The organism is Actinomadura sp. SCN-SB (assembly GCF_043906805.1).
GTDB lineage: Bacteria > Actinomycetota > Actinomycetes > Streptosporangiales > Streptosporangiaceae > Spirillospora.
The window spans coordinates 155,053-172,572 of sequence record NZ_JBIMPP010000010.1 but is presented as its reverse complement, the minus strand read 5'-3'; the positions used below and the strand labels follow the sequence as shown (position 1 = coordinate 172,572).

General features: G+C 70.7%; 15 protein-coding genes and 1 riboswitch. Of the genes, 4 read left to right on the top strand and 11 right to left on the bottom strand.

Annotation, left to right across the window (positions count from 1 at the left end; genetic code table 11):
• Positions 1-251: 251 nt before the first annotated feature.
• Positions 252-455 carry a developmental transcriptional regulator BldC gene (bldC, locus tag ACGWYJ_RS09510; RefSeq protein ID WP_012850682.1) on the bottom strand — a complete coding sequence of 68 codons (204 nt, stop codon included), beginning with the start codon at positions 453-455 and terminating at the stop codon, positions 252-254.
• Positions 456-912: 457 nt separating this feature from the next.
• On the bottom strand, positions 913-1,650 hold the full coding sequence (locus ACGWYJ_RS09505) for a hypothetical protein (protein ID WP_395105310.1): 738 nt from the start codon (positions 1,648-1,650) through the stop codon (positions 913-915).
• A gap of 284 nt (positions 1,651-1,934) precedes the next feature.
• Between ACGWYJ_RS09505 and ACGWYJ_RS09500 the strand changes: the two genes are divergently transcribed.
• Positions 1,935-3,050, top strand: coding sequence for a Leu/Phe/Val dehydrogenase (locus tag ACGWYJ_RS09500; protein WP_395105309.1), 1,116 nt, complete (start codon positions 1,935-1,937; stop codon positions 3,048-3,050).
• A gap of 247 nt (positions 3,051-3,297) precedes the next feature.
• Complete coding sequence (locus ACGWYJ_RS09495) at positions 3,298-3,501, top strand: DUF3073 domain-containing protein (RefSeq protein ID WP_395105308.1); 204 nt, start codon at positions 3,298-3,300, stop codon at positions 3,499-3,501.
• A gap of 248 nt (positions 3,502-3,749) precedes the next feature.
• Here the strand turns inward: ACGWYJ_RS09495 and ACGWYJ_RS09490 are convergent, their stop codons facing one another.
• From ACGWYJ_RS09490 to ACGWYJ_RS09470, 5 genes are all read right to left on the bottom strand, one after another.
• Positions 3,750-4,412, bottom strand: a complete 663-nt coding sequence (locus tag ACGWYJ_RS09490; protein WP_395105307.1) for a vancomycin high temperature exclusion protein — start codon at positions 4,410-4,412, stop codon at positions 3,750-3,752.
• Positions 4,413-4,450: 38 nt separating this feature from the next.
• A complete protein-coding gene (purM, locus tag ACGWYJ_RS09485; protein WP_395105316.1) occupies positions 4,451-5,482 on the bottom strand; it encodes a phosphoribosylformylglycinamidine cyclo-ligase in 1,032 nt (343 codons plus the stop codon).
• 17 nt (positions 5,483-5,499) lie between these two features.
• A complete protein-coding gene (purF, locus tag ACGWYJ_RS09480) occupies positions 5,500-6,966 on the bottom strand; it encodes an amidophosphoribosyltransferase (RefSeq protein ID WP_395105306.1) in 1,467 nt (488 codons plus the stop codon).
• 58 nt (positions 6,967-7,024) lie between these two features.
• Entirely contained in the window at positions 7,025-7,681 is a 657-nt protein-coding gene (locus ACGWYJ_RS09475; RefSeq protein ID WP_395105305.1) for a LamG domain-containing protein, read from the bottom strand.
• 81 nt (positions 7,682-7,762) lie between these two features.
• On the bottom strand, positions 7,763-8,206 hold the full coding sequence (locus ACGWYJ_RS09470) for a sterol carrier family protein (protein WP_395105304.1): 444 nt from the start codon (positions 8,204-8,206) through the stop codon (positions 7,763-7,765).
• Positions 8,207-8,548: 342 nt separating this feature from the next.
• Here ACGWYJ_RS09470 and ACGWYJ_RS09465 point away from each other — a divergent pair, with 342 nt between their 5' ends.
• Both ACGWYJ_RS09465 and ACGWYJ_RS09460 read left to right on the top strand, forming a co-directional pair.
• The gene (locus ACGWYJ_RS09465) at positions 8,549-10,471 is read left to right on the top strand and encodes a serine/threonine protein kinase (RefSeq protein WP_395105303.1); all 1,923 of its coding nucleotides are present in this window, start codon (positions 8,549-8,551) and stop codon (positions 10,469-10,471) included.
• Between the two features lie 520 nt (positions 10,472-10,991).
• Positions 10,992-11,181: riboswitch (cyclic di-AMP (ydaO/yuaA leader) on the top strand.
• Positions 11,182-11,184: 3 nt separating this feature from the next.
• Positions 11,185-12,135 (top strand): coiled-coil domain-containing protein, encoded by a 951-nt coding sequence (locus ACGWYJ_RS09460; protein WP_395105302.1) that lies wholly within the window; start codon positions 11,185-11,187, stop codon positions 12,133-12,135.
• Positions 12,136-12,606: 471 nt separating this feature from the next.
• Here ACGWYJ_RS09460 and purL read toward each other — a convergent pair whose 3' ends face one another.
• The 4 genes from purL to purS all read right to left on the bottom strand — a co-directional run bounded on the left by purL (position 12,607) and on the right by purS (position 17,454).
• Positions 12,607-14,808, bottom strand: coding sequence for a phosphoribosylformylglycinamidine synthase subunit PurL (gene purL / locus ACGWYJ_RS09455; RefSeq protein WP_395105315.1), 2,202 nt, complete (start codon positions 14,806-14,808; stop codon positions 12,607-12,609).
• 859 nt (positions 14,809-15,667) lie between these two features.
• The gene (gene purQ, locus ACGWYJ_RS09450) at positions 15,668-16,348 is read right to left on the bottom strand and encodes a phosphoribosylformylglycinamidine synthase subunit PurQ (RefSeq protein WP_395105301.1); all 681 of its coding nucleotides are present in this window, start codon (positions 16,346-16,348) and stop codon (positions 15,668-15,670) included.
• 122 nt (positions 16,349-16,470) lie between these two features.
• Positions 16,471-16,917 carry an ATP-binding protein gene (locus ACGWYJ_RS09445; RefSeq protein ID WP_395105300.1) on the bottom strand — a complete coding sequence of 149 codons (447 nt, stop codon included), beginning with the start codon at positions 16,915-16,917 and terminating at the stop codon, positions 16,471-16,473.
• A 294-nt stretch (positions 16,918-17,211) separates the two neighbouring features.
• On the bottom strand, positions 17,212-17,454 hold the full coding sequence (purS, locus tag ACGWYJ_RS09440) for a phosphoribosylformylglycinamidine synthase subunit PurS (protein WP_395105299.1): 243 nt from the start codon (positions 17,452-17,454) through the stop codon (positions 17,212-17,214).
• Positions 17,455-17,520: the final 66 nt, after the last annotated feature.

Below are 17,520 nucleotides of genomic sequence, written 5' to 3'. Positions count from 1 at the left end.
TAAACACAGATCCGGGACCGCGATTCTCGGATGATCGTGGTCCCGGATCCATCGTCCAGGAGATCTCTGAACGTGGTTCAGGGCTCTCCTGGCCGCCCCCCTCATGGTGTACCGGGTGTGTTCGGCGAGCGCCGAGGACGCTCGCCGGCCGGAGTGCTAAGACCGTGTTCCTTTCCGTGACCCGCTCGTGGCCGGGCGAGGCGCTGGGCGTCTCGCCTCGGTGGTGGAGCGGGGCCGGATGGAACGCGACCCTACTCCGACCGCTGCTGCGGGATTCCCGCCAGCAGCGCTCGGACCTCGGCCTCCCTGTAGCGCCGGTGTCCCCCGAGCGTGCGGATGGACGTCAGCTTTCCGGCCTTCGCCCAGCGCGTGACCGTCTTGGGGTCGACGCGGAACATCGTCGCCACCTCTGCCGGCGTCAGCAGGGGCTCGGCCTCTGGCGTACGTGCTGACATGTGTGCGGCCTCTCCTCCGTGGACCGATGACAGCGATCCTGCGATTTTGATCTCGCGCGGTCACTGATGTCCCCTATGGCCCGAAAGAGCCACTATGACATCACAACGTGTAACCTTGCCACCACTCAACGCGACAAGCAAGCTCCTGGCGAGAGTTGCGTGGGAAGATCCCCGCGAGGCCGGGAGCGGCGCGTCTTCGTAGCCGCTGGGTCACGCTGAGTGATTCTAGCGACACGTATAGTCGTATCGCGCGTGGATTCGGAAAATTGGTTCAGTTCGTCCGCGCGCAAGGCGCGGTTACCGCACGAGTGTGCAGGTCAGGCGGATGGGGCGAGCGCAGTGAACCCCGTGGGTAAAGGACTTTTTGGCTGGCCATGGGGGTGCTGACGTGTTTCTGTGGTGCGAAGGTGACAGAAGTTTCACCCGTTGTTGGCCGGTTCAGGCCAGCGATGATCGGTCAGTTGGCCGACGCCAGCGCCTTGATGGGACGCCAGCGGGAATGCAGGCGCCGGATCATCGCCAGTGACAGCTCGTGTTCGCGGCGGGCCATCGCCGCCAGGGCGACGCCGACCTCGGCGACGGACTGGTCGGCGTTGAGGGCCTGATCGTCCATGAGGTGGACGAGCCCTCCGTAGTCGAGCTCGACCAGCGCGCGGGGGTGGAAGGACGCGAGCCACTCGCGCAGCGTCCCGACCTGTCCCGCGTCCAAGCCGAACGCCCTGTCCTGGTGGGCGTCGATGATGGGCATGGCGGCGTCGACGCGGGCGCGTGCGTCCACCATGGCGGTGACGTAGATGAGCGTGCGCATACCGGCGGCCAAGGCGCGGCTGCGGCCGGTCGGTTCACCCAGTGTGGGAGCGCCCTTGGGCGCCTCGGGCACGCGCATCCTGGACTCGCCCAGCAGCAGGCAGCGTTCCTGTGCCGCGAACGGTACGAACCACGCGGGCGGTACATGCCAGTTGCTGGACAGGATGTGGGGACGCAGGGAACGACCCGTCATCTTCCAGCGCTCGAAGCGTTCCTCCACCCTGCGCAACTCGGACGGAGCCACATAGGAGGCACTCACCCGGGAGGGGGTCTCCTCCTTGAAGCGGGTGAGCGCGAGCCAGGAACGAAGCCGGGTCTCCCATGGGCAGATGTAGATCATGTTGTGGGAACGCCGCACATAGGCGTCCCCGCTCTCGTGCTCAGGCACGACCACCGGAGGAGAGGCGACGAGCCGGTACTTGGCTTGAAGGTGTTCCGCGCCCAGCGCGTGGATGCGCCGAGGCCGCCTGCGTGAGTCGGCATAGGCCGTCCACAAGGTGCGAGAGGGTTCGGGGAAGGTGGTCACCGGCTCATATACCCGTAGGTACGCGGCGTACGGAAACACCCCCGCATCGTGGCACGCGCGGGCCGCGCGGTACGGGCGTACGCGCCGCTGAGACCGCCGTGTTACCTCCTCTACTCTGACCTAGAGACAGAGAGGAGGGCACTACCGTGCCTAATGTCTTCGGGTCGCCCCACAAGGGCACAGGACCCATGGACCCCCAGAGGGAGACGTCCCGCTTCGGCAACCACGAGCAGGTCGTGTTCTGCCAGGACGAGGCCACCGGCCTCCGGGCGATCATCGCGATCTACTCCACCGCGCTTGGCCCGTCCCTGGGCGGCACCCGCTTCTATCCGTACGCGTCGGAGGACGAGGCCCTGGCGGACGTGCTCAACCTGGCCCGCGGCATGGCGTACAAGAACGCCTTGGCCGGGCTGGACCACGGCGGCGGCAAGGCCGTCATCATCGGGGACCCCGCGACGGACAAGTCCGAGGGCCTGCTGCGGGCCTATGGACGGTTCGTCCAGTCCTTGAACGGGCGCTACTACACCGCCTGCGACGTCGGTACCTACAGCGAGGACATGGACGTCGTGGCGCGCGAGTGCCGCTTCGTGACCGGCCGTACGCGCGCGAACGGCGGTGCCGGTGACAGCTCCATCCTCACCGCCTTCGGGGTCTTCCAGGGCATGCGGGCCGCGGCCGAGGCCACCTGGGGCGCCCCCACGCTGCACGGCCGCCGCGTAGGGGTCGAGGGCGTCGGCAAGGTGGGACACCGGCTCGTCGATCACCTGAGGGAGGACGGTGCCGAGGTCGTCATCTGCGACGTGAACGAGGCGGCGCTCGAACGGGTCACGACCGCGCACCCTGCCGTCGACGTGGTCGCCGGCAACGACGAGCTCGTGAGGGCCGGCCTGGACGTGTACGCCCCGTGCGCCCTCGGCGGCTCCCTGAACGACGACACCGTTCCCGAGCTGACCGCCAAGATCGTCTGCGGCGCCGCCAACAACCAGCTCGCCCACCCCGGCATCGAGAAGCAGCTCGCCGACCGGGGCGTGCTGTACGCCCCCGACTACGTGGTGAACTCCGGCGGGGTGATCCAGGTGGCCGACGAGATCGGCGGCTTCGACTTCGACCGGGCCAAGGCGCGGGCGACCGGGATCTTCGACACCACCCGGCGGATCTTCCACCTGGCCGCCGAGGAGGGCGTGCCCCCCGCGGTGGCCGCCGACCGGCTCGCCGAGCGGCGGATGTCCGAGATCGGGCGCCTCCGCGGCATCTGGCTCTGAGGCACGGGCTCCGGGCGGATCATCCCCCTGACATGATCCGCCCGGAGTATAGAGGGCCATGGCCGGGGGATAGACTGGGCTTCATTGAACGAGCGTGCCGCCACGTACCGACGATGTACCGAGCCGGGCGCAAAACGGGTACGGTTGTACCCGTGACTGACGCATGGCTCATCAGGCATCGGTTCGTGTGGTACACGCGCGCGTTGATGGGCCCACGAAAGCCCTGACCATCGAGGGGGTCGAGCCAATGGGTCGCGGCCGAGCCAAGGCCAAGCAGGTAAAGGTTGCCCGGCAGCTGAAGTACAACGGTGGCAACACCGACCTCGACCGCCTGAAGAGCGAGCTGGGAGTCTCCGACCCCGCCCCCACCAACGACTACGACGACCCCTACGACGAGCTCGCCCAAAAGTACGCCGACTACGACGAGTCTGCTTCCGATTCCAAGCGCTAGCCGCGCTCCTCGCCTGGCGGCCCGCCGCTTGTAGCGCTTGCTGCGATCGCTGGCATCGCTTCGGCTCGCCCTGGGGGGGCTCGCTGCGCGATCAGGTTTCTCGCAAGCTCGAAACCTGCCTTCGGACGCGATCGCCCCCTGGCCCTCGTTCGGGGCTGGGGTGGCGGGCTGAGGTGTCGCGTCCGCTTTTCTGGCGTCGGCTTGTGTTTTGCGTTTTTGCGGTGGCGTCTGTGTGCTCCCCGCGGGGCTCAGCCGGACGTCAGGGCTTTGTGGACCGTGGGTTCTGGGCGGCCCAGCAGGTCCGGGTCGGGGCGGGCGGTGAGGCTCGCCAGGGCCTTGATCATGGCCAGTGGCTCTCGGGTGTAGCCGACCTTGGTGGCGCCCATTCCCCAAGGGCTGCGGTCGCCGACGCCCCACGTGTCGAGTCCGGCGGCGCGGCAGAGGGCGACGGCGCGGGGCAGGTGGAAGTCCTGGGTGACGACGGTCAGCCGGTCCACGCCGAAGATGCGCTTGGCGCGGGCGCAGGAGTCCCAGGTGTCGCGTCCCGCGAAGTCCCGGACGATCTTGCGGTCGGGGACGCCCTGGCGGAGCAGGTAGTCGCGCATCACGGTCGGCTCGTCATAGCCCTTGGTGCGGTTGTCGCCCGACACCAGCAGCACCTTGACCTTGCCGCGACGGTACAGGTCGGCCGCCAGGTCGAGGCGGCGGGCCAGGAACAGTGAGGGCTGGGAGCCGTTGATTCCCGCGCCCAGCACCAGCGCGACCGGCGTCGCCGGGACGTTCTCCACGGACGTGCGGAAGCGGGCCGTCTCCGCGTACGCCCATCCGGTCGGGGCGAGGATCGCGTAGACCATCAAGCCCGCCAGGACGAGCGAGGGGCCCAGCAGACGGCCAAGTGCCCTTCTGACCATGGCCGATATGACGCGGGGCGGCGCCGCGGGGTTCGCGGTCAGCGAAGTACGGCCTGGCCGGTCCCGGGTGTGATCTCGCCCACGATCCAGGCGGGGACGCCGCGGTCGTCGAGGAGCTTCACGGCGGTGTCGGCGGCGTCCGGAGCGACGATGGCGGCCATGCCCACGCCCATGTTGAACGTCTTGTCCATCTCCGGGAGAGGGACGCGGCCGTGCGCGGCGAGCAGCTCGAAGATCGGCGGTACCGTCCAGGACGAGCGGTTCAGGACGGCGTCGGCCGTGCCGGGGAGGGAGCGGGCCAGGTTCGCGGCCAGGCCGCCGCCGGTGATGTGGGCGTAGGCCCGTACCTCCACGGCCCGGGTGAGCGCCAGGCAGTGCTGGGCGTAGATCCGGGTGGGCGTGAGGAGTTCCTCGCCCAGGGTGCGGGTGAGCTCGTCCGGCTGCGATTCCAAGGTGAGGCTCGGGTCGGCCGCCAGGATGTGCCGGACCAGGGAGTAGCCGTTGGAGTGGATGCCGGACGAGGCCATGGCGATCACGGCGTCGCCCGGGCGGACGCGGTCGGGGCCCAGGAGCCTGTCGGCCTCGACGACGCCCGTGCCGGCGCCGGCCAGGTCGAACTCGTCGGGCTCCAGGAGGCCGGGGTGTTCGGCGGTCTCACCGCCGGCCAGGGAGCAGCCCGCGAGGGCGCAGGCGTCGGCGATGCCACCGACCAGGTCGGCGATCCGCTCCGGGACGACCTTGCCGCAGGCGATGTAGTCGGTCATGAACAGCGGTTCGGCGCCGCAGACGACAAGGTCGTCGATCACCATGCCGACCAGGTCGTGCCCGACCGTGTCGTAGATCCCCAGGCGGCGGGCGAGGTCGACCTTGGTGCCGACGCCGTCGGTGGACGTGGCCAGCAGGGGACGGCGGTACCGCAGCAGCGCCGAGGCGTCGAACAGCCCGGCGAAGCCGCTCGCGTCGTCGACGGTCTCGGGACGTCTGGCGCGGGCGACCCGGGACTTCATCAGCTCGACGGCGCGCTCGCCCGCCGCGATGTCGACCCCGGCCGCCTCGTACGAGGTGCCCATCCCCGTCTCCCCCGTGCTCACGTGGTGGAAGGTTCCAGCAGGTACTTGCCGCGCGCCTCGTCCTCGACGGGGATCGGGTAGCGCCCGTCGAAGCAGGCACGGCACAGGTTGTCCTTCGGGATCCGGGAGGCGGCGATCAGCTCGTCCAGCGAGATGTAGCCGAGCGAGTCGGCGCCCAGCGAGTCGCGGATCTCCTCGACGGAGAGGTTGCCCGCGATCAGCTCGGAACGGCTGGCGAAGTCGATGCCGTAGAAGCAGGGCCAGGCCACCGGCGGGCTGGAGATCCGGACATGGACCTCGGCGGCGCCCGCGTCCCGCAGCATCGCCACGATGGCGCGCTGGGTGTTGCCGCGGACGATCGAGTCGTCCACCACGATCAGCCGTTTGCCCTCGATCGCCTCGCGCAGCGGGTTCAGCTTGAGCCGGATGCCGAGCTTGCGGATCGTCTGGGACGGCTGGATGAACGTGCGGCCGACATAGGAGTTCTTCACCAGGCCCTGGCCGTAGGGGATCCCGGACGCCTCCGCGTACCCGATGGCGGCGGGGGTGCCGGACTCGGGCGTCGGGATGACCAGGTCGGCCTCGACCGGGTGCTCGCGGGCCAGCCGCCGTCCCACCTCGACCCGGGTGGCCTGGACGCTGCGGCCCGCGATGGTGGTGTCGGGACGGGCCAGGTAGACGTACTCGAACAGGCACCCCTTGGGGCGTGCCTCGGCGAACCGTTCTGACCGGAGCCCGCGGGCGTCGATCGCGACCAGCTCGCCGGGCTCGATCTCCCGGACGAAGCGGGCGCCGACGATGTCGAGGGCCGCGGTCTCGGAGGCCACCACCCAGCCGTCGCCGCCGTCCGCTCCGAGGCGTCCCAGCACCAGGGGACGGACGCCCTCGGGGTCGCGGGCGGCGTACAACGTTTCCTCGTCCATGAAGACCAGGGAGAAGGCTCCGCGGACGAACGGGAGGATCTCCCGCGCGGCGGCCAGCGGGTCGCCGCCGGTGTGGGTGCTCAGCAACGCGGTCAGCACCTCGGTGTCGGAGGTGGCGGTCAGCACGCCGGGGTCGAGCCTGGCGGCCAGCTCCAGGGTGTTGATCAGGTTGCCGTTGTGGGTGAGGGCCAGCCCGCCGCCCTCGGTGGGACGGAAGGTGGGCTGGGCGTTCTCCCAGGTCGGTGAGCCGGTCGTGGAGTAGCGGCAGTGGCCGACGGCCAGGTGGCCGCGCAGCGTGTTCAGCACCGACTCGTCGAAGACCTGGGCGACCAGGCCCATGTCCTTGAAGACGACGATGCGGGTTCCGTCGCTGACGGCGATGCCGGCGGATTCCTGCCCGCGGTGCTGTAGCGCGTACAGCCCATAGTATGTGAGCTTGCTCACTTCGGCATGATCCGCCTCCGAGGGCGGGACCCAGACGCCGAAGACCCCGCAGGCGTCCTGTGGGGAGCGGTCGGAAGGGTCGATGTCATGGCTCAGACGTCCATCACCGAGAGGCACGTCCGCCAGTCTAGATCCCTCCTTCACCTGCTCCGATCCCCGGATCGTCCGAATTGCCCTACTCGATGGGGAGATCGGGGCCCGCCAGGTCGCGGACCTCTCCGGGGCTCAGGGCCGAGGCGTACACCTGGACATCGTCCATCAGGCCCACGAATCCGGGCTTCCCCGGCTCGCTTCCCAAGTAGATCGGCCCGTAGGCAGGGACCACCTCGTGTTCCAAGGGGATGCCCGTGTCGAGCCGCCCGTCGATGTAAAGATGCATGCCGTTCCGGTCGACGGCAAAGGTCACGTGGGTCCACGCACCGACCGGCAGGGACGCCCGGCTGTCGATGTACTCGGGGCCCTCGACCGTGAAGAGCTGCACCCGGAGCTGGGTCGTGTCCGGGTAGAGCCAGATCCCGATGCTCCGCGCGTCGTTCTCCCCCACGGGCTTGTAGAACAGGCCACGCCACTCGCCGTCCGGTTCCTGGGCCACACGGGCGTGGAAGGCGATCGCGTACCCGAACATCTGGTTCAGGACGAGCTGCGGGGAGGAGGGCACCACGGCCCCGCCCATCCCGTCGAACGACAGCGCCTCGCCGTCCCTGCCCGGCACGACGGTCACCGACTCGTCCAGCGCCATGGCCGGTCCGGCACCCCTGGCCTCGGCGGCGCTGCGGCCGTCGATGGTGCCGTTGTCGAAGGTCCAGTGCGCGATCAGCATGGCACCACCCACGCTGGCAGCGTCCTGCCCCCCGTTACAAGCCCCTCGCGGGGCAGGACGCCGCCGGGCGCGGCGAGGCCGCCCGGCGAACGCTCAGTCAGCGGGCGGAAGCGGCAGGTGACCGGACAGGTCGGCGCGCGGGCCGCTGGCGCGGACCCGCCCCTTTTTCACGGCGTCGTCCCAGGCCAGCCGCCCTGTCGCCAGGGCGATCCAGGTCGGTGGGTCCATCTCCACCACGTTCGGCGGGGTTCCACGGGTATGGTGCGGCCCGGCAATGCATTGGACGGCGGCGTACGGAGGGACCCGGACCTCCACCGACCGCCCGGGTGCGAGCGCGGCGAGCCGGTCGAGCAGGTGGCGCACGGCTCCCTTGAGAACGGGCCGGTTAGGCTCGGCGCCCGCGTCGTAGGCGGCCAGCACGGCCTCCAGGGCGGACCGGCGGAGCTCCGCGGGCTCATCGGTACCACCATGCGGCGGCAGGCCCAGCGCGTGCCGCTGCTCGTCCAGCACGGCACGGGTGAGTGGTGTTCGCGACATCCCCACCGACGCTACCGTTCCTCCCATCGTGTCCGTCCCCGGCGCGGCGGGGCGGTGCACCCGGTAGAAAGGGACCGGCCACGGCGGCACGGCGGCAGGGGGCCGAACGGCACAGGTGGCCCGGAAGGCATGGAAGGCACGGAACCGCACACGAGCGCAGAGACCAGGCGAGGCCCCGTCCCGGCCCTGGCCGGGGCACCATGCGACCACGGCGCGCGGCCCCGGACCGGCGTAGGGACCGGCGCGCGGACCCGGACGGGGCACGGAAGGCGCGGGGGACGGAAGGTTGGGGGGCCGGCCGGGGGGCCGGTCCCCGGCGGGGAGAACACGGAGGTTGTGTAGATGGCCGATGCGCTGCCCCTGCAGCCCGGTGACCCGCGAAGACTCGGCGTTTACGAGGTCACCGGACGGCTCGGCGTCGGCGAGCACGGCGCCGTCTTTCTCGGCCGGACCCCGTCCGGCGGGCAGGTCGCGATCAAGCTGCTGCACCTGCGGCTGACCGGGGAGCCGGCGGCGCGCGCCCGGTTCGCCGGGGCCTTCGCCGCCGCCCGCAAGGTCCAGGGCTTCTGCACCGCCGCGATCCTCGACGCCGACGTGGAGGGCGACCGCCCGTACGTGGTCAGCGAGTACGTCGCCGGGCCGTCCCTGCTGCGGCTGGTCTCCGAGGAGGGCCCGCGCGGGAACGCGGTGATCGAGCGGCTGGCGGTCGGCGCCGCGGTCGCGCTCGCCGCGATCCACCGGGCCGGGGCCGTCCACCACGACCTCAGGCCCGCCAACATCCTCCTCGGCCGGGACGGGCCCAGGCTGACCGACATCGGCGTCGCCGCCGCTCTGGAGACCGTCGACGCAACCCCGACGGGACGGGTCAGCGACGACCCCTCCTACAAGGCACCCGAACAGCTCAGCGGCAGCGACAACGGCCCGGCCGCCGACGTGTTCGCCTGGGCCTCGTGCCTGCTGTACGCGACCTACGGGCGGGCCCCGTTCGGGGACGACTCCACCTCCGAGATCATGCAACGGGTGGTCTACGACGAGCCCGAGATGGACGAACTGCCGGACTCGCTGCGCGAGGTCGTCGCCGACGCCCTCGCCAAGGACCCCGCGCGGCGTCCCACCGCGGCGGCGCTGCTCGAACGGATGCTGGACGAGTCCGGGCCGCTGGCCGAGAAGATGCCCGGCACGCTCCTCGACGAGGGCCGCGCGCTCGCCGTCGGCGCCTCGCTCACCCCGCCTCCCGCCGAGCCCCGGATCATCCTGGAGTCGCCGGCCCTCTCACCGACCGCGTTCACCGGCCCCACGCCTGAATCCGTGCCGCTGAGGGCCCCCGTCCCGGACCCGCCCCGGGAACCGTCGGCGCCGGGTTCGTACGAGCCGTCCAACCTGTACGAGCCGCCGGGGGAGGCCACGGCCCGGCTGGGCTCCGAGGGGTGGTTCGAGCCCCGCTCGTCCTCCAAGCCCGGCTCCCGGTCCGCCCCGCCGGAGCCGGCCGAGGCGGCCGAGCTCACGCGGATCGACACGCCGCGCATCGACCCGTCCGGCCCGCCCCCGTCCCGCGACCGGGTGTACGACGACATGGCGACGCAGCATGTGCCCGCCGTGCCCGAGGGGAGGTTCGCCGGGCCGACCGACAGGACGGACCCGGTCCCGCACCTGATCCCCGGCATGGACCGTTTCAGGGACGAGGTTCCGGAAGAGCGCGGCTCCACGGCCGTCCTGCCCGCCGTGGTGTCCGAGCCGTCCTCACGCGGGCTGCCGGGGATCTTAGAGAACCTGCTGCGCCTGCGTCCCGGCAACAGCATGCTGGGCGTGGCGCTCTCCCTCACGATCGGCGTGCTGGTCGGTGTCGCGATCATCGCTCTGGTGCTGTGGCCGCAGATGCGCGGGAACGAGGAGCCGTCCCCGCAGCAGGCCGGGCCCGCCAACGCCATCAACGACCAGCCCGTGACGGCCGTCCCCGAGGGCTTCGCCGGGACATGGAAGGGCACGGTCGTCAACCCCTCGCGCGGCGCCTCGTTCCCGGTCGAGGTCACGTTCGAGCCGGGCCAGACGAAGGCGCGCGCGGTGTACCCGCAGACCCGCTGCACCGGGACGCTGACCTTCACCGAGGGGACGAACCGGACGCTCAAAATGGCCCTGAACATCTCCAAGCCGTGCTCCAGCGGTGCCGTCGAGGTCACCCGCCAGGTCGACGGGACGCTCCAGTACGTGTGGAGGCTGCCGGGCAACCGGCGGCTCGGCTACCAGGGCAAACTCAGCCGTAGCTGACCGCGCCCGGCCGATCGGGGAGCCGCCCGGACCCGAGGATTTAAGGGTCATTTAAGAGTTTCTTTCGCCTCGGATCCATTAAGGTATCCGCGGCCGAGATCATCGGCTTGGCCGCGGGTGCCCGGTCCCCGCCGGAGAGAAGGAGTGCTCTTGCGGACTGCCCACCGAAGGCCGGCCCTCGCATGCGCGCCACCGGGCCGCGCCGGCGAACCGCCCCGCCGCGCCCCCGCGCCCTTTCTCCCGGGCGCGGAAATGGTCAAGCGCCACCCGAGCAAAGGCACGGAACGGGCCGCTTCCCTAGGGAACGCGCGGCGGCATGCCCTGCGGGTCCACGCTGTGAGCCGGGTCACCTGACATGGCTCCGCTCCCACGAAATGGCCGCGCCCACCGAGCAATGAACCATTCCACGGCGCCCGGCGGTTTGATCTCCGCTAAGGTTCGTATGGCTCATTCCAGTTCGACCGCATTGCAGTCCGACGGCATTCGGCCCGCGCACCGTCCCGCCCCCCCGGGGACGGAACGGCCGGATCGGCCGAGTCCCGTGGCACCCGCGCCACGGGAGCCGGGGACCCATCGCCGGTGAGTCCGGGGCCAGCCCCCGGGCCCGACCGGCCGGGGTGAACCCACCACCGGTCACCACCGGCGGTGGCAGGGCCGTCTCCCGGCCCGAACCCGTCAGCTAACCCGGTAGGCGATCGAGGAGAGGAGAGGACGTGGAGGAGACCCCGAACTCCACCCGCCGCTGGCGCACCCGGCTACGGCGTCCCGCCCTGGCACTCGTGGCACTCGCCGCCGGTGCCGTGCCGCTCACCGCCGGCACCACGGTGAACGCGCAGGCCGCGGCCCCCGGCGACACGGCCAAGATGCGGAAGCTCAACGCCCAGATCGAAAAGCTCGACAAGGCGTACGGCGGCGACCTCGCCAAGCTCAAGGACGCCGAGTACGACGCCAAGAAGGCCATCGCCAAGGCCAGAGAGCTCAACACCGACCTGGAGGCCACCCGCAACCTGGTCGCCCAGCTAGCGGCCTCCCAGTACATGACCGGCGGCGCCGACCCGTCCGTGTCGGTCCTCGGCTCCGACGACCCGTCCAGCGCGCTCAGCGGCCTCAGCCTCGCCAGCCACGTGGCCTCCAACCAGTCGGCCCGGGTCCAGCAGATCCAGAAGCTGGTCAACGACCAGCAGCGCGCCAAGCGCGAGGCCGAACAGAAGATCAAGGACCTGGAGAAGGAGATCGCCGACCTGGTCAAGCAGCGGGCCAGGATCCGGGCACTGATCAAGAAGTACAAGCCCGAATCCCCCAGCGTCGGCATGGGCGGCGTCACCGCGCGCATGCTCAGGGTGAAGAACGCGGTCGACATCGAATTCGGCCCGTTCCCCACCATCGGCTGCTTCCGCGGCGGCGTCGACGCCCAAGACCACGCCACCGGCACCGCCTGCGACTTCATGGTCAGCACCGGCGGCAGCATGCCGTCCGCCAACGGCCGCGCCCAAGGCGACGGCACCGCCCAATACGCCATCAACAACGCCAGCAGGCTCGGCGTCAAATACGTCATCTGGCGCCAGCGCATCTACGACATGCGCAGCCCAGGCTGGCGCATGATGGCCAACCGCGGCGGCATCACCGCCAACCACTACGACCACGTGCATATATCTGTGTTCTAAGGCAGACGCGAGCTGCACTCGTCGCTGGCGCTCCTCGCTTGTCGCGCCTGCGGCGATCGCTGCATCGCTCCGACTCGCCCAGGGGCTCGCTACGCGATCAGGTTCCTCGCAAGCTCGGAACCTGCCTTCGGACGCGATCGCAACGCCTGGGCGACCGTTCGGGGCTGGGGGTTGAGGTGGGTGCGGCCGTGTTTATTGGCAAGCACGAGCTGCGCTCCTCGCCTGGCGGCTCGTCGCTTGTCGCGCCTGCGGCGATCGCTGCATCGCTCCGACTCGCCTAGAGGCTCGCTCCGCGATCAGGTTCCTCGCAAGCTCGGAACCTGCCTTCGGACGCGATCGCAACGCTTGAGCGACCGTTCGGGGCTGGGGGTTGAGGTGATTACGACCGTGTTTGGTGCAGACGCGCGCTGCGCTCGCTCCTGGTTTGGATGCGAGCGCAGCGGGTTGAGCGGTCGTCTGGCCTAGTGGTGGCTAGTTGGCGTAGCTCGGGAGTAGGCGTTCGTGGGTGTCCCTTAGTTCCACCAGGGGGATGGTGAACAGCTCTTGGGCTTCGCCGTCCGGGCCTACGGTGGAGACGTCCAGGGAGTCGCCGCCGATGATGCCCAGTTGGGAAATGGGGACGCCTGCGGTCTCGCAGAGCTGTACCAGGCGGTTCTCGCCGCCGGGGCGGATGGCCACCACGGCGCGGGCGACCGACTCGCTGAACAGGTTGACGAACGGGTCGCCCCGTAGGGTGATCTTCGCGCCCAGGCCGCCGCGCAGGCAGGACTCCACCAGGGCCTGGGAGAGGCCGCCGTCGGAGAGGTCGTGCGCGGCCGTGAGCAGACCCTCACGGGCGGCGGCGACCAGGACCGAGGCCAGGGCGCGTTCGGCGGCCAGGTCGACCAGGGGCGGCAGGCCGCCCAGGTGGCCGTAGACCACGTGCGCCCATTCGGAGCCGCCGAACTCCTCGCGGGTCTCGCCCAGGAGGGCGAGGGTGGCGCCGTCGGAGGTGAACGACATGTTCACGTGGCGGCGGACGTCGTCGTGAACGCCCAGCACCCCGATGACCGGGGTCGGGTTGATCGGCGTGGTGCCGGTCTGGTTGTAGAAGCTGACGTTGCCGCCGGTGACCGGGACGCCCAGGTACTGGCACGCGTCCGCCAGGCCCTCCACGGCACGGGCGAACTGCCACATGACCCCGGGGTCCTCCGGAGAGCCGAAGTTGAGGCAGTTGGTGACCGCCAGCGGGCGGGCGCCGGTGGCCGCCACGTTCCGGAACGCCTCGGAGAGGGCCAGTTGGGCGCCGCTGTAGGGGTCGAGCCGGGTGTAGCGGCCGTTGCCGTCCAGGGACAGCGCCAGGCCCAGCCCGGACTCCTCGTCGATCCGGATCACCCCGGCGTCCTCGGGCATGGCCAGCACGGTGTTGCCCATCACGTACCGGTCGTACTGCGAGGTCACCCAGGTCTTGCTCGCCAGGTTCGGGGACCCGGCCAGCCACAGGACCGTGCGGCGGATCTCCTCGGCGCTGGACGGGCGGGTCAGCCGTCCCGGGGTGTCGGCCTGGAGCGAGCCCAGGTCGGCCGGGGGCTCCAGCGGGCGCCGGTACACCGGGCCCTCGTCGGCGGCGGTGCCTGGGGGGATGTCGACGATGGTCTCGCCGCGCCAGGTCATCACGAGGCGTCCGGTGTCGGTGACCGTGCCGATCGTGGTCGCCGGGATCTCCCACTTGGCGCAGATCTCCATGAAGCGGTCGACCTTGTCGGGCTCGACCACCGCCATCATGCGCTCCTGCGACTCGCTCATGAGGATCTCCTCAGGGCGCAGCGTCGAGTCGCGCAGCGGGACGGCGTCCAGTTCGACGCGCATGCCGCCGGTCCCGGCGGCGGCCAGCTCGGTGGTCGCGCACGAGACGCCCGCGGCACCGAGGTCCTGGATGCCGACCACCAGGTCCTCGCGGAACAGCTCCAGGCAGCACTCGATCAGCAGCTTCTCGGTGAACGGGTCGCCGACCTGCACCGCGGGACGCTTGGCCTGCGACTCCTCATCGAAGGTCGCCGAGGCCAGCACGGACGCGCCGCCGATCCCGTCCGGGCCGGTGGTGGCGCCAAAGAGGATCACGTGGTTGCCCGGCCCGGGGGCGATCGCCCGCTTGATGTCCTCGTGCTTCATCACGCCCACGCACAGCGCGTTCACCAGCGGGTTCTGCGCGTAGGTGGGGTCGAACACGGTCTCGCCGCCGATGTTGGGCAGGCCGAGCGAGTTGCCGTACCCGCCGATGCCCGCGACCACCCCGGGCAGCACCCGTTGCGTGTCGGGCTCGTCGGCCGGGCCGAAGCGCAGCGAGTCCATCACCGCGACCGGACGGGCGCCCATCGACATGATGTCGCGCACGATCCCGCCGACCCCGGTCGCCGCGCCCTGGTACGGCTCCACGTAGGAGGGGTGGTTGTGCGACTCGACCTTGAAGGTGACCGCCCAGCCCTGGCCCACGTCCACCACGCCGGCGTTCTCGCCCATGCCGACCAGCAGCGCGTCGGTCTTGGGCGCCTTCTCACCGAACTGCCGCAGGTGGACCTTGGAGCTCTTGTACGAGCAGTGCTCGCTCCACATCACCGAGTAGATCGCCAGCTCCGCCGAGGTCGGGCGGCGGCCCAGGATCTCCCGGACCCGCTGGTACTCCTCGTCGTTCATGCCCAGCTCGGCGTACGGCTGCGGCCGGTCCGGGGTGGCCGCCGCGACCGCGACCGTGTCCGTCCCCTGGGGAACGGCGGCGTCCGGCTCGTCCTCCACGGGCACCGGCACCGGCGGCACGGGCACCTCGGGGGTGGTGACCACCGGGGCGGCCAGGGGCTGTCCCCCGAACCGTTGCAGGATCTCGGCGGCCGTCGCGGGACGGGTGGCGGTCTCGTCCCCACCGGGCTGAGGCGCCGCGTCCCCGGGCCTCGCGTCGTCCCGGACCGCCTCCTGCGGCCCGGTCCCGGACGCGGGATGCCGGAGACCCGAGTCGGGCGCGTTCGACTGGTCCTCGACGCTGGGGATCCGCGGCTGCGGCCCGGTGTCCGTCACGACGGGCTGCGGGCCCGTGCTGGACGGGACGACGGGCTGCGGGCCCGTGTTGGACGGGACGACAGGCTGCGGGCCCGTGTTGGACGGGACGACGGGTTGCGGGCCGGTGCCGGAGATCACGGGCTGCGGGCCCGTGTTGGACGGGACGACCGGCTGTGGGCCTGTGTTCGAGGGGACCGCGGGCTGCGGGCCTGTGTCGGGCCTTGGGGGCTGGGGGACCAGGCCGGCGGCGGCCTGGCGTTCGCCCTCCTCGGCCACGGCCTCGAACGCCTGGACGACCGAGGGGTCGACCGGCTGAAGCTCGGGGTCGTCGGCGTCGGACTTGAGGTCGGCGAACCATTCCAGGCTCGGCTCCTCCGGTTCGCCGGTCGGGGTGACGTCCGGGGCGCCGGGGGTGGACGGCTGCTCGCTCATGCTGTGCTTCCCGTTCGCGTACAGGGCGCCGTTGGGCGCCGCCTTCCCTCGTCGCTCGCTTCCCTCTCTGTCATACGGTGACCAGCCTCTTGACGATCGAGGTGAAGAAGCCGAGCCCGTCGGTCGAGGGGCCGGTGAGGGTCTCCACGGCGTGCTCGGGGTGGGGCATCAGGCCGACCACGTTGCCGGCCTCGTTGCAGATGCCCGCGATGTCGTCGAGCGAGCCGTTGGGGTTGAGGTCGACGTAGCGGGCCACGATCCGGCCGCTCTCCGCCAGCTCGCTGAGCGTGGCGGCGTCGGCGGTGTAGCGGCCGTCCCTGTTCTTGATCGGGACGACCAGCTCCTGGCCCTCGGTGTAGTCGGCCGTCCAGGCGGTCTCGGCGTTCTCGACGCGCAGGCGCTGGTCCCGGCAGACGAAGTGGAGGCCGGCGTTGGGCAGCAGCGCGCCGGGCAGCAGGTGCGACTCGCACAGCACCTGGAAGCCGTTGCAGATCCCCAGCACCGGAAGCCCGTCCCCGGCGGCGGCGATCAGCTCGGTCATCAGCGGCGCGAACCGGGCGATCGCACCGGCGCGCAGGTAGTCGCCGTAGGAGAACCCGCCGGGCAGCACGACGGCGTCCACACCGCGCAGGTCGTGGTCGGCGTGCCAGAGGGCGACCGGCTCGGCGCCCGCGAGCCGCACGGCGCGCGCGGCGTCACGGTCGTCGAGGGAACCTGGGAAGGTGACGATCCCTACCCGGGCAGCGTCCATCTCTACTGTTCCTCCGAAATGAGGCGGCCGGGGGTGAGGCGGCCTTGCCCGCCGAACGGCGCCGCGGCACGGCGACCTCCGGTCACCGTCGCACGACGCGATCCCCCCGCGTTCGTCTCAATCTACCCGGCGCTGTGCACCAAAGGTTCGTCCAGGTCCCTGATCAGCGCCTCGTCGCGCCAGGTCAGGCGCTTCTCGAGGTGGACGACCGTACCCCGTTCGGACGCGGAGTCGATGATGAGTTCGTCCACCAATGCCCGCATGATCCTAATACCGCGGCCGGACTCGGCCAAGTCCGAGGGGTCGGTGACGGCGGGCGTGCGGCGCGGGCCGCGGCCCAGATCCATGATCTTCAGCAGGCACAGGCCGTCGTTCACCCGTCCGGCCACCTCGAACTCGCGGGTGCCGCGGGCGTGCTGGATCACATTGGTGCACGCCTCGGAGGTGGCGACGAGAATGTCGGCGACGCAGTCCTCGGCGACCCCGAGACCGCGCAGCGCCTCCCCCAGTACCCGGCGGATCACCGGGATGCTCAGCGCCTCGCGCGGTAGTGCGAGCGAGAACCTCATGTCCACCGGTCACCTCGTGCTCATGCCCCGGGATCCCGCGGCGGGACTCCGGTCCCCCGAGCGTTGCTCGACGACTCGACGCAGCTAAGGCTTCCCCGGCGGTATCTTCCGTAATCGTTGAACGGCGGGCTCTTTCCGTGAACACTCGGTTGTCACCGGATGGCTTTAGCCGCACGGCCGGGATTGGCCTGGATCGGTTGATGAGAGCAAAGGGGATAGCACGTTCCAATTGGCGGCTCGTCCATTCGCGAGGCAGGTTAATCACCCGTGCGCGACCCGGGCGTCCCACCGCGGTTACAGGACGCGCACCTCGAAGGTCTCGATCACCGTGTTGGCCAGCAGGGTCTCGGCGATCTTACGGACCCGGCCGAGGGCCTCCTCGTCGGCCTCGCCGGCCAGTTCCAGCTCGAACCTCTTGCCCTGGCGCACCGCGCCGATGCCCTCGTACCCCATCTGCGGCAGCTTGCGAGCGATCGCCTGCCCCTGCGGATCGAGGATCTCCGGCTTGAGCATGACGTCGACGACCACGCGAGCCACGACCGCCCCCTTACTGATCTGCGGTTCCTCTACCGTCAGCAGCGTACGGCACCATGACCCTTGCAT

Excerpts from the sequence above, each read along its gene's own strand:
- bldC (WP_012850682.1), bottom strand. The coding sequence starts at position 455 with ATGTCAGCACGTACGCCAGAGGCCGAGCCCCTGCTGACGCCGGCAGAG.
- ACGWYJ_RS09495 (WP_395105308.1), top strand. The coding sequence starts at position 3,298 with ATGGGTCGCGGCCGAGCCAAGGCCAAGCAGGTAAAGGTTGCCCGGCAG.
- ACGWYJ_RS09490 (WP_395105307.1), bottom strand. The coding sequence starts at position 4,412 with ATGGTCAGAAGGGCACTTGGCCGTCTGCTGGGCCCCTCGCTCGTCCTG.
- purM (WP_395105316.1), bottom strand. The coding sequence starts at position 5,482 with ATGGGCACCTCGTACGAGGCGGCCGGGGTCGACATCGCGGCGGGCGAG.
- ACGWYJ_RS09470 (WP_395105304.1), bottom strand. The coding sequence starts at position 8,206 with ATGTCGCGAACACCACTCACCCGTGCCGTGCTGGACGAGCAGCGGCAC.
- ACGWYJ_RS09465 (WP_395105303.1), top strand. The coding sequence starts at position 8,549 with ATGGCCGATGCGCTGCCCCTGCAGCCCGGTGACCCGCGAAGACTCGGC.
- purL (WP_395105315.1), bottom strand. The coding sequence starts at position 14,808 with ATGAACGACGAGGAGTACCAGCGGGTCCGGGAGATCCTGGGCCGCCGC.
- purQ (WP_395105301.1), bottom strand. The coding sequence starts at position 16,348 with ATGGACGCTGCCCGGGTAGGGATCGTCACCTTCCCAGGTTCCCTCGAC.
- ACGWYJ_RS09445 (WP_395105300.1), bottom strand. The coding sequence starts at position 16,917 with ATGAGGTTCTCGCTCGCACTACCGCGCGAGGCGCTGAGCATCCCGGTG.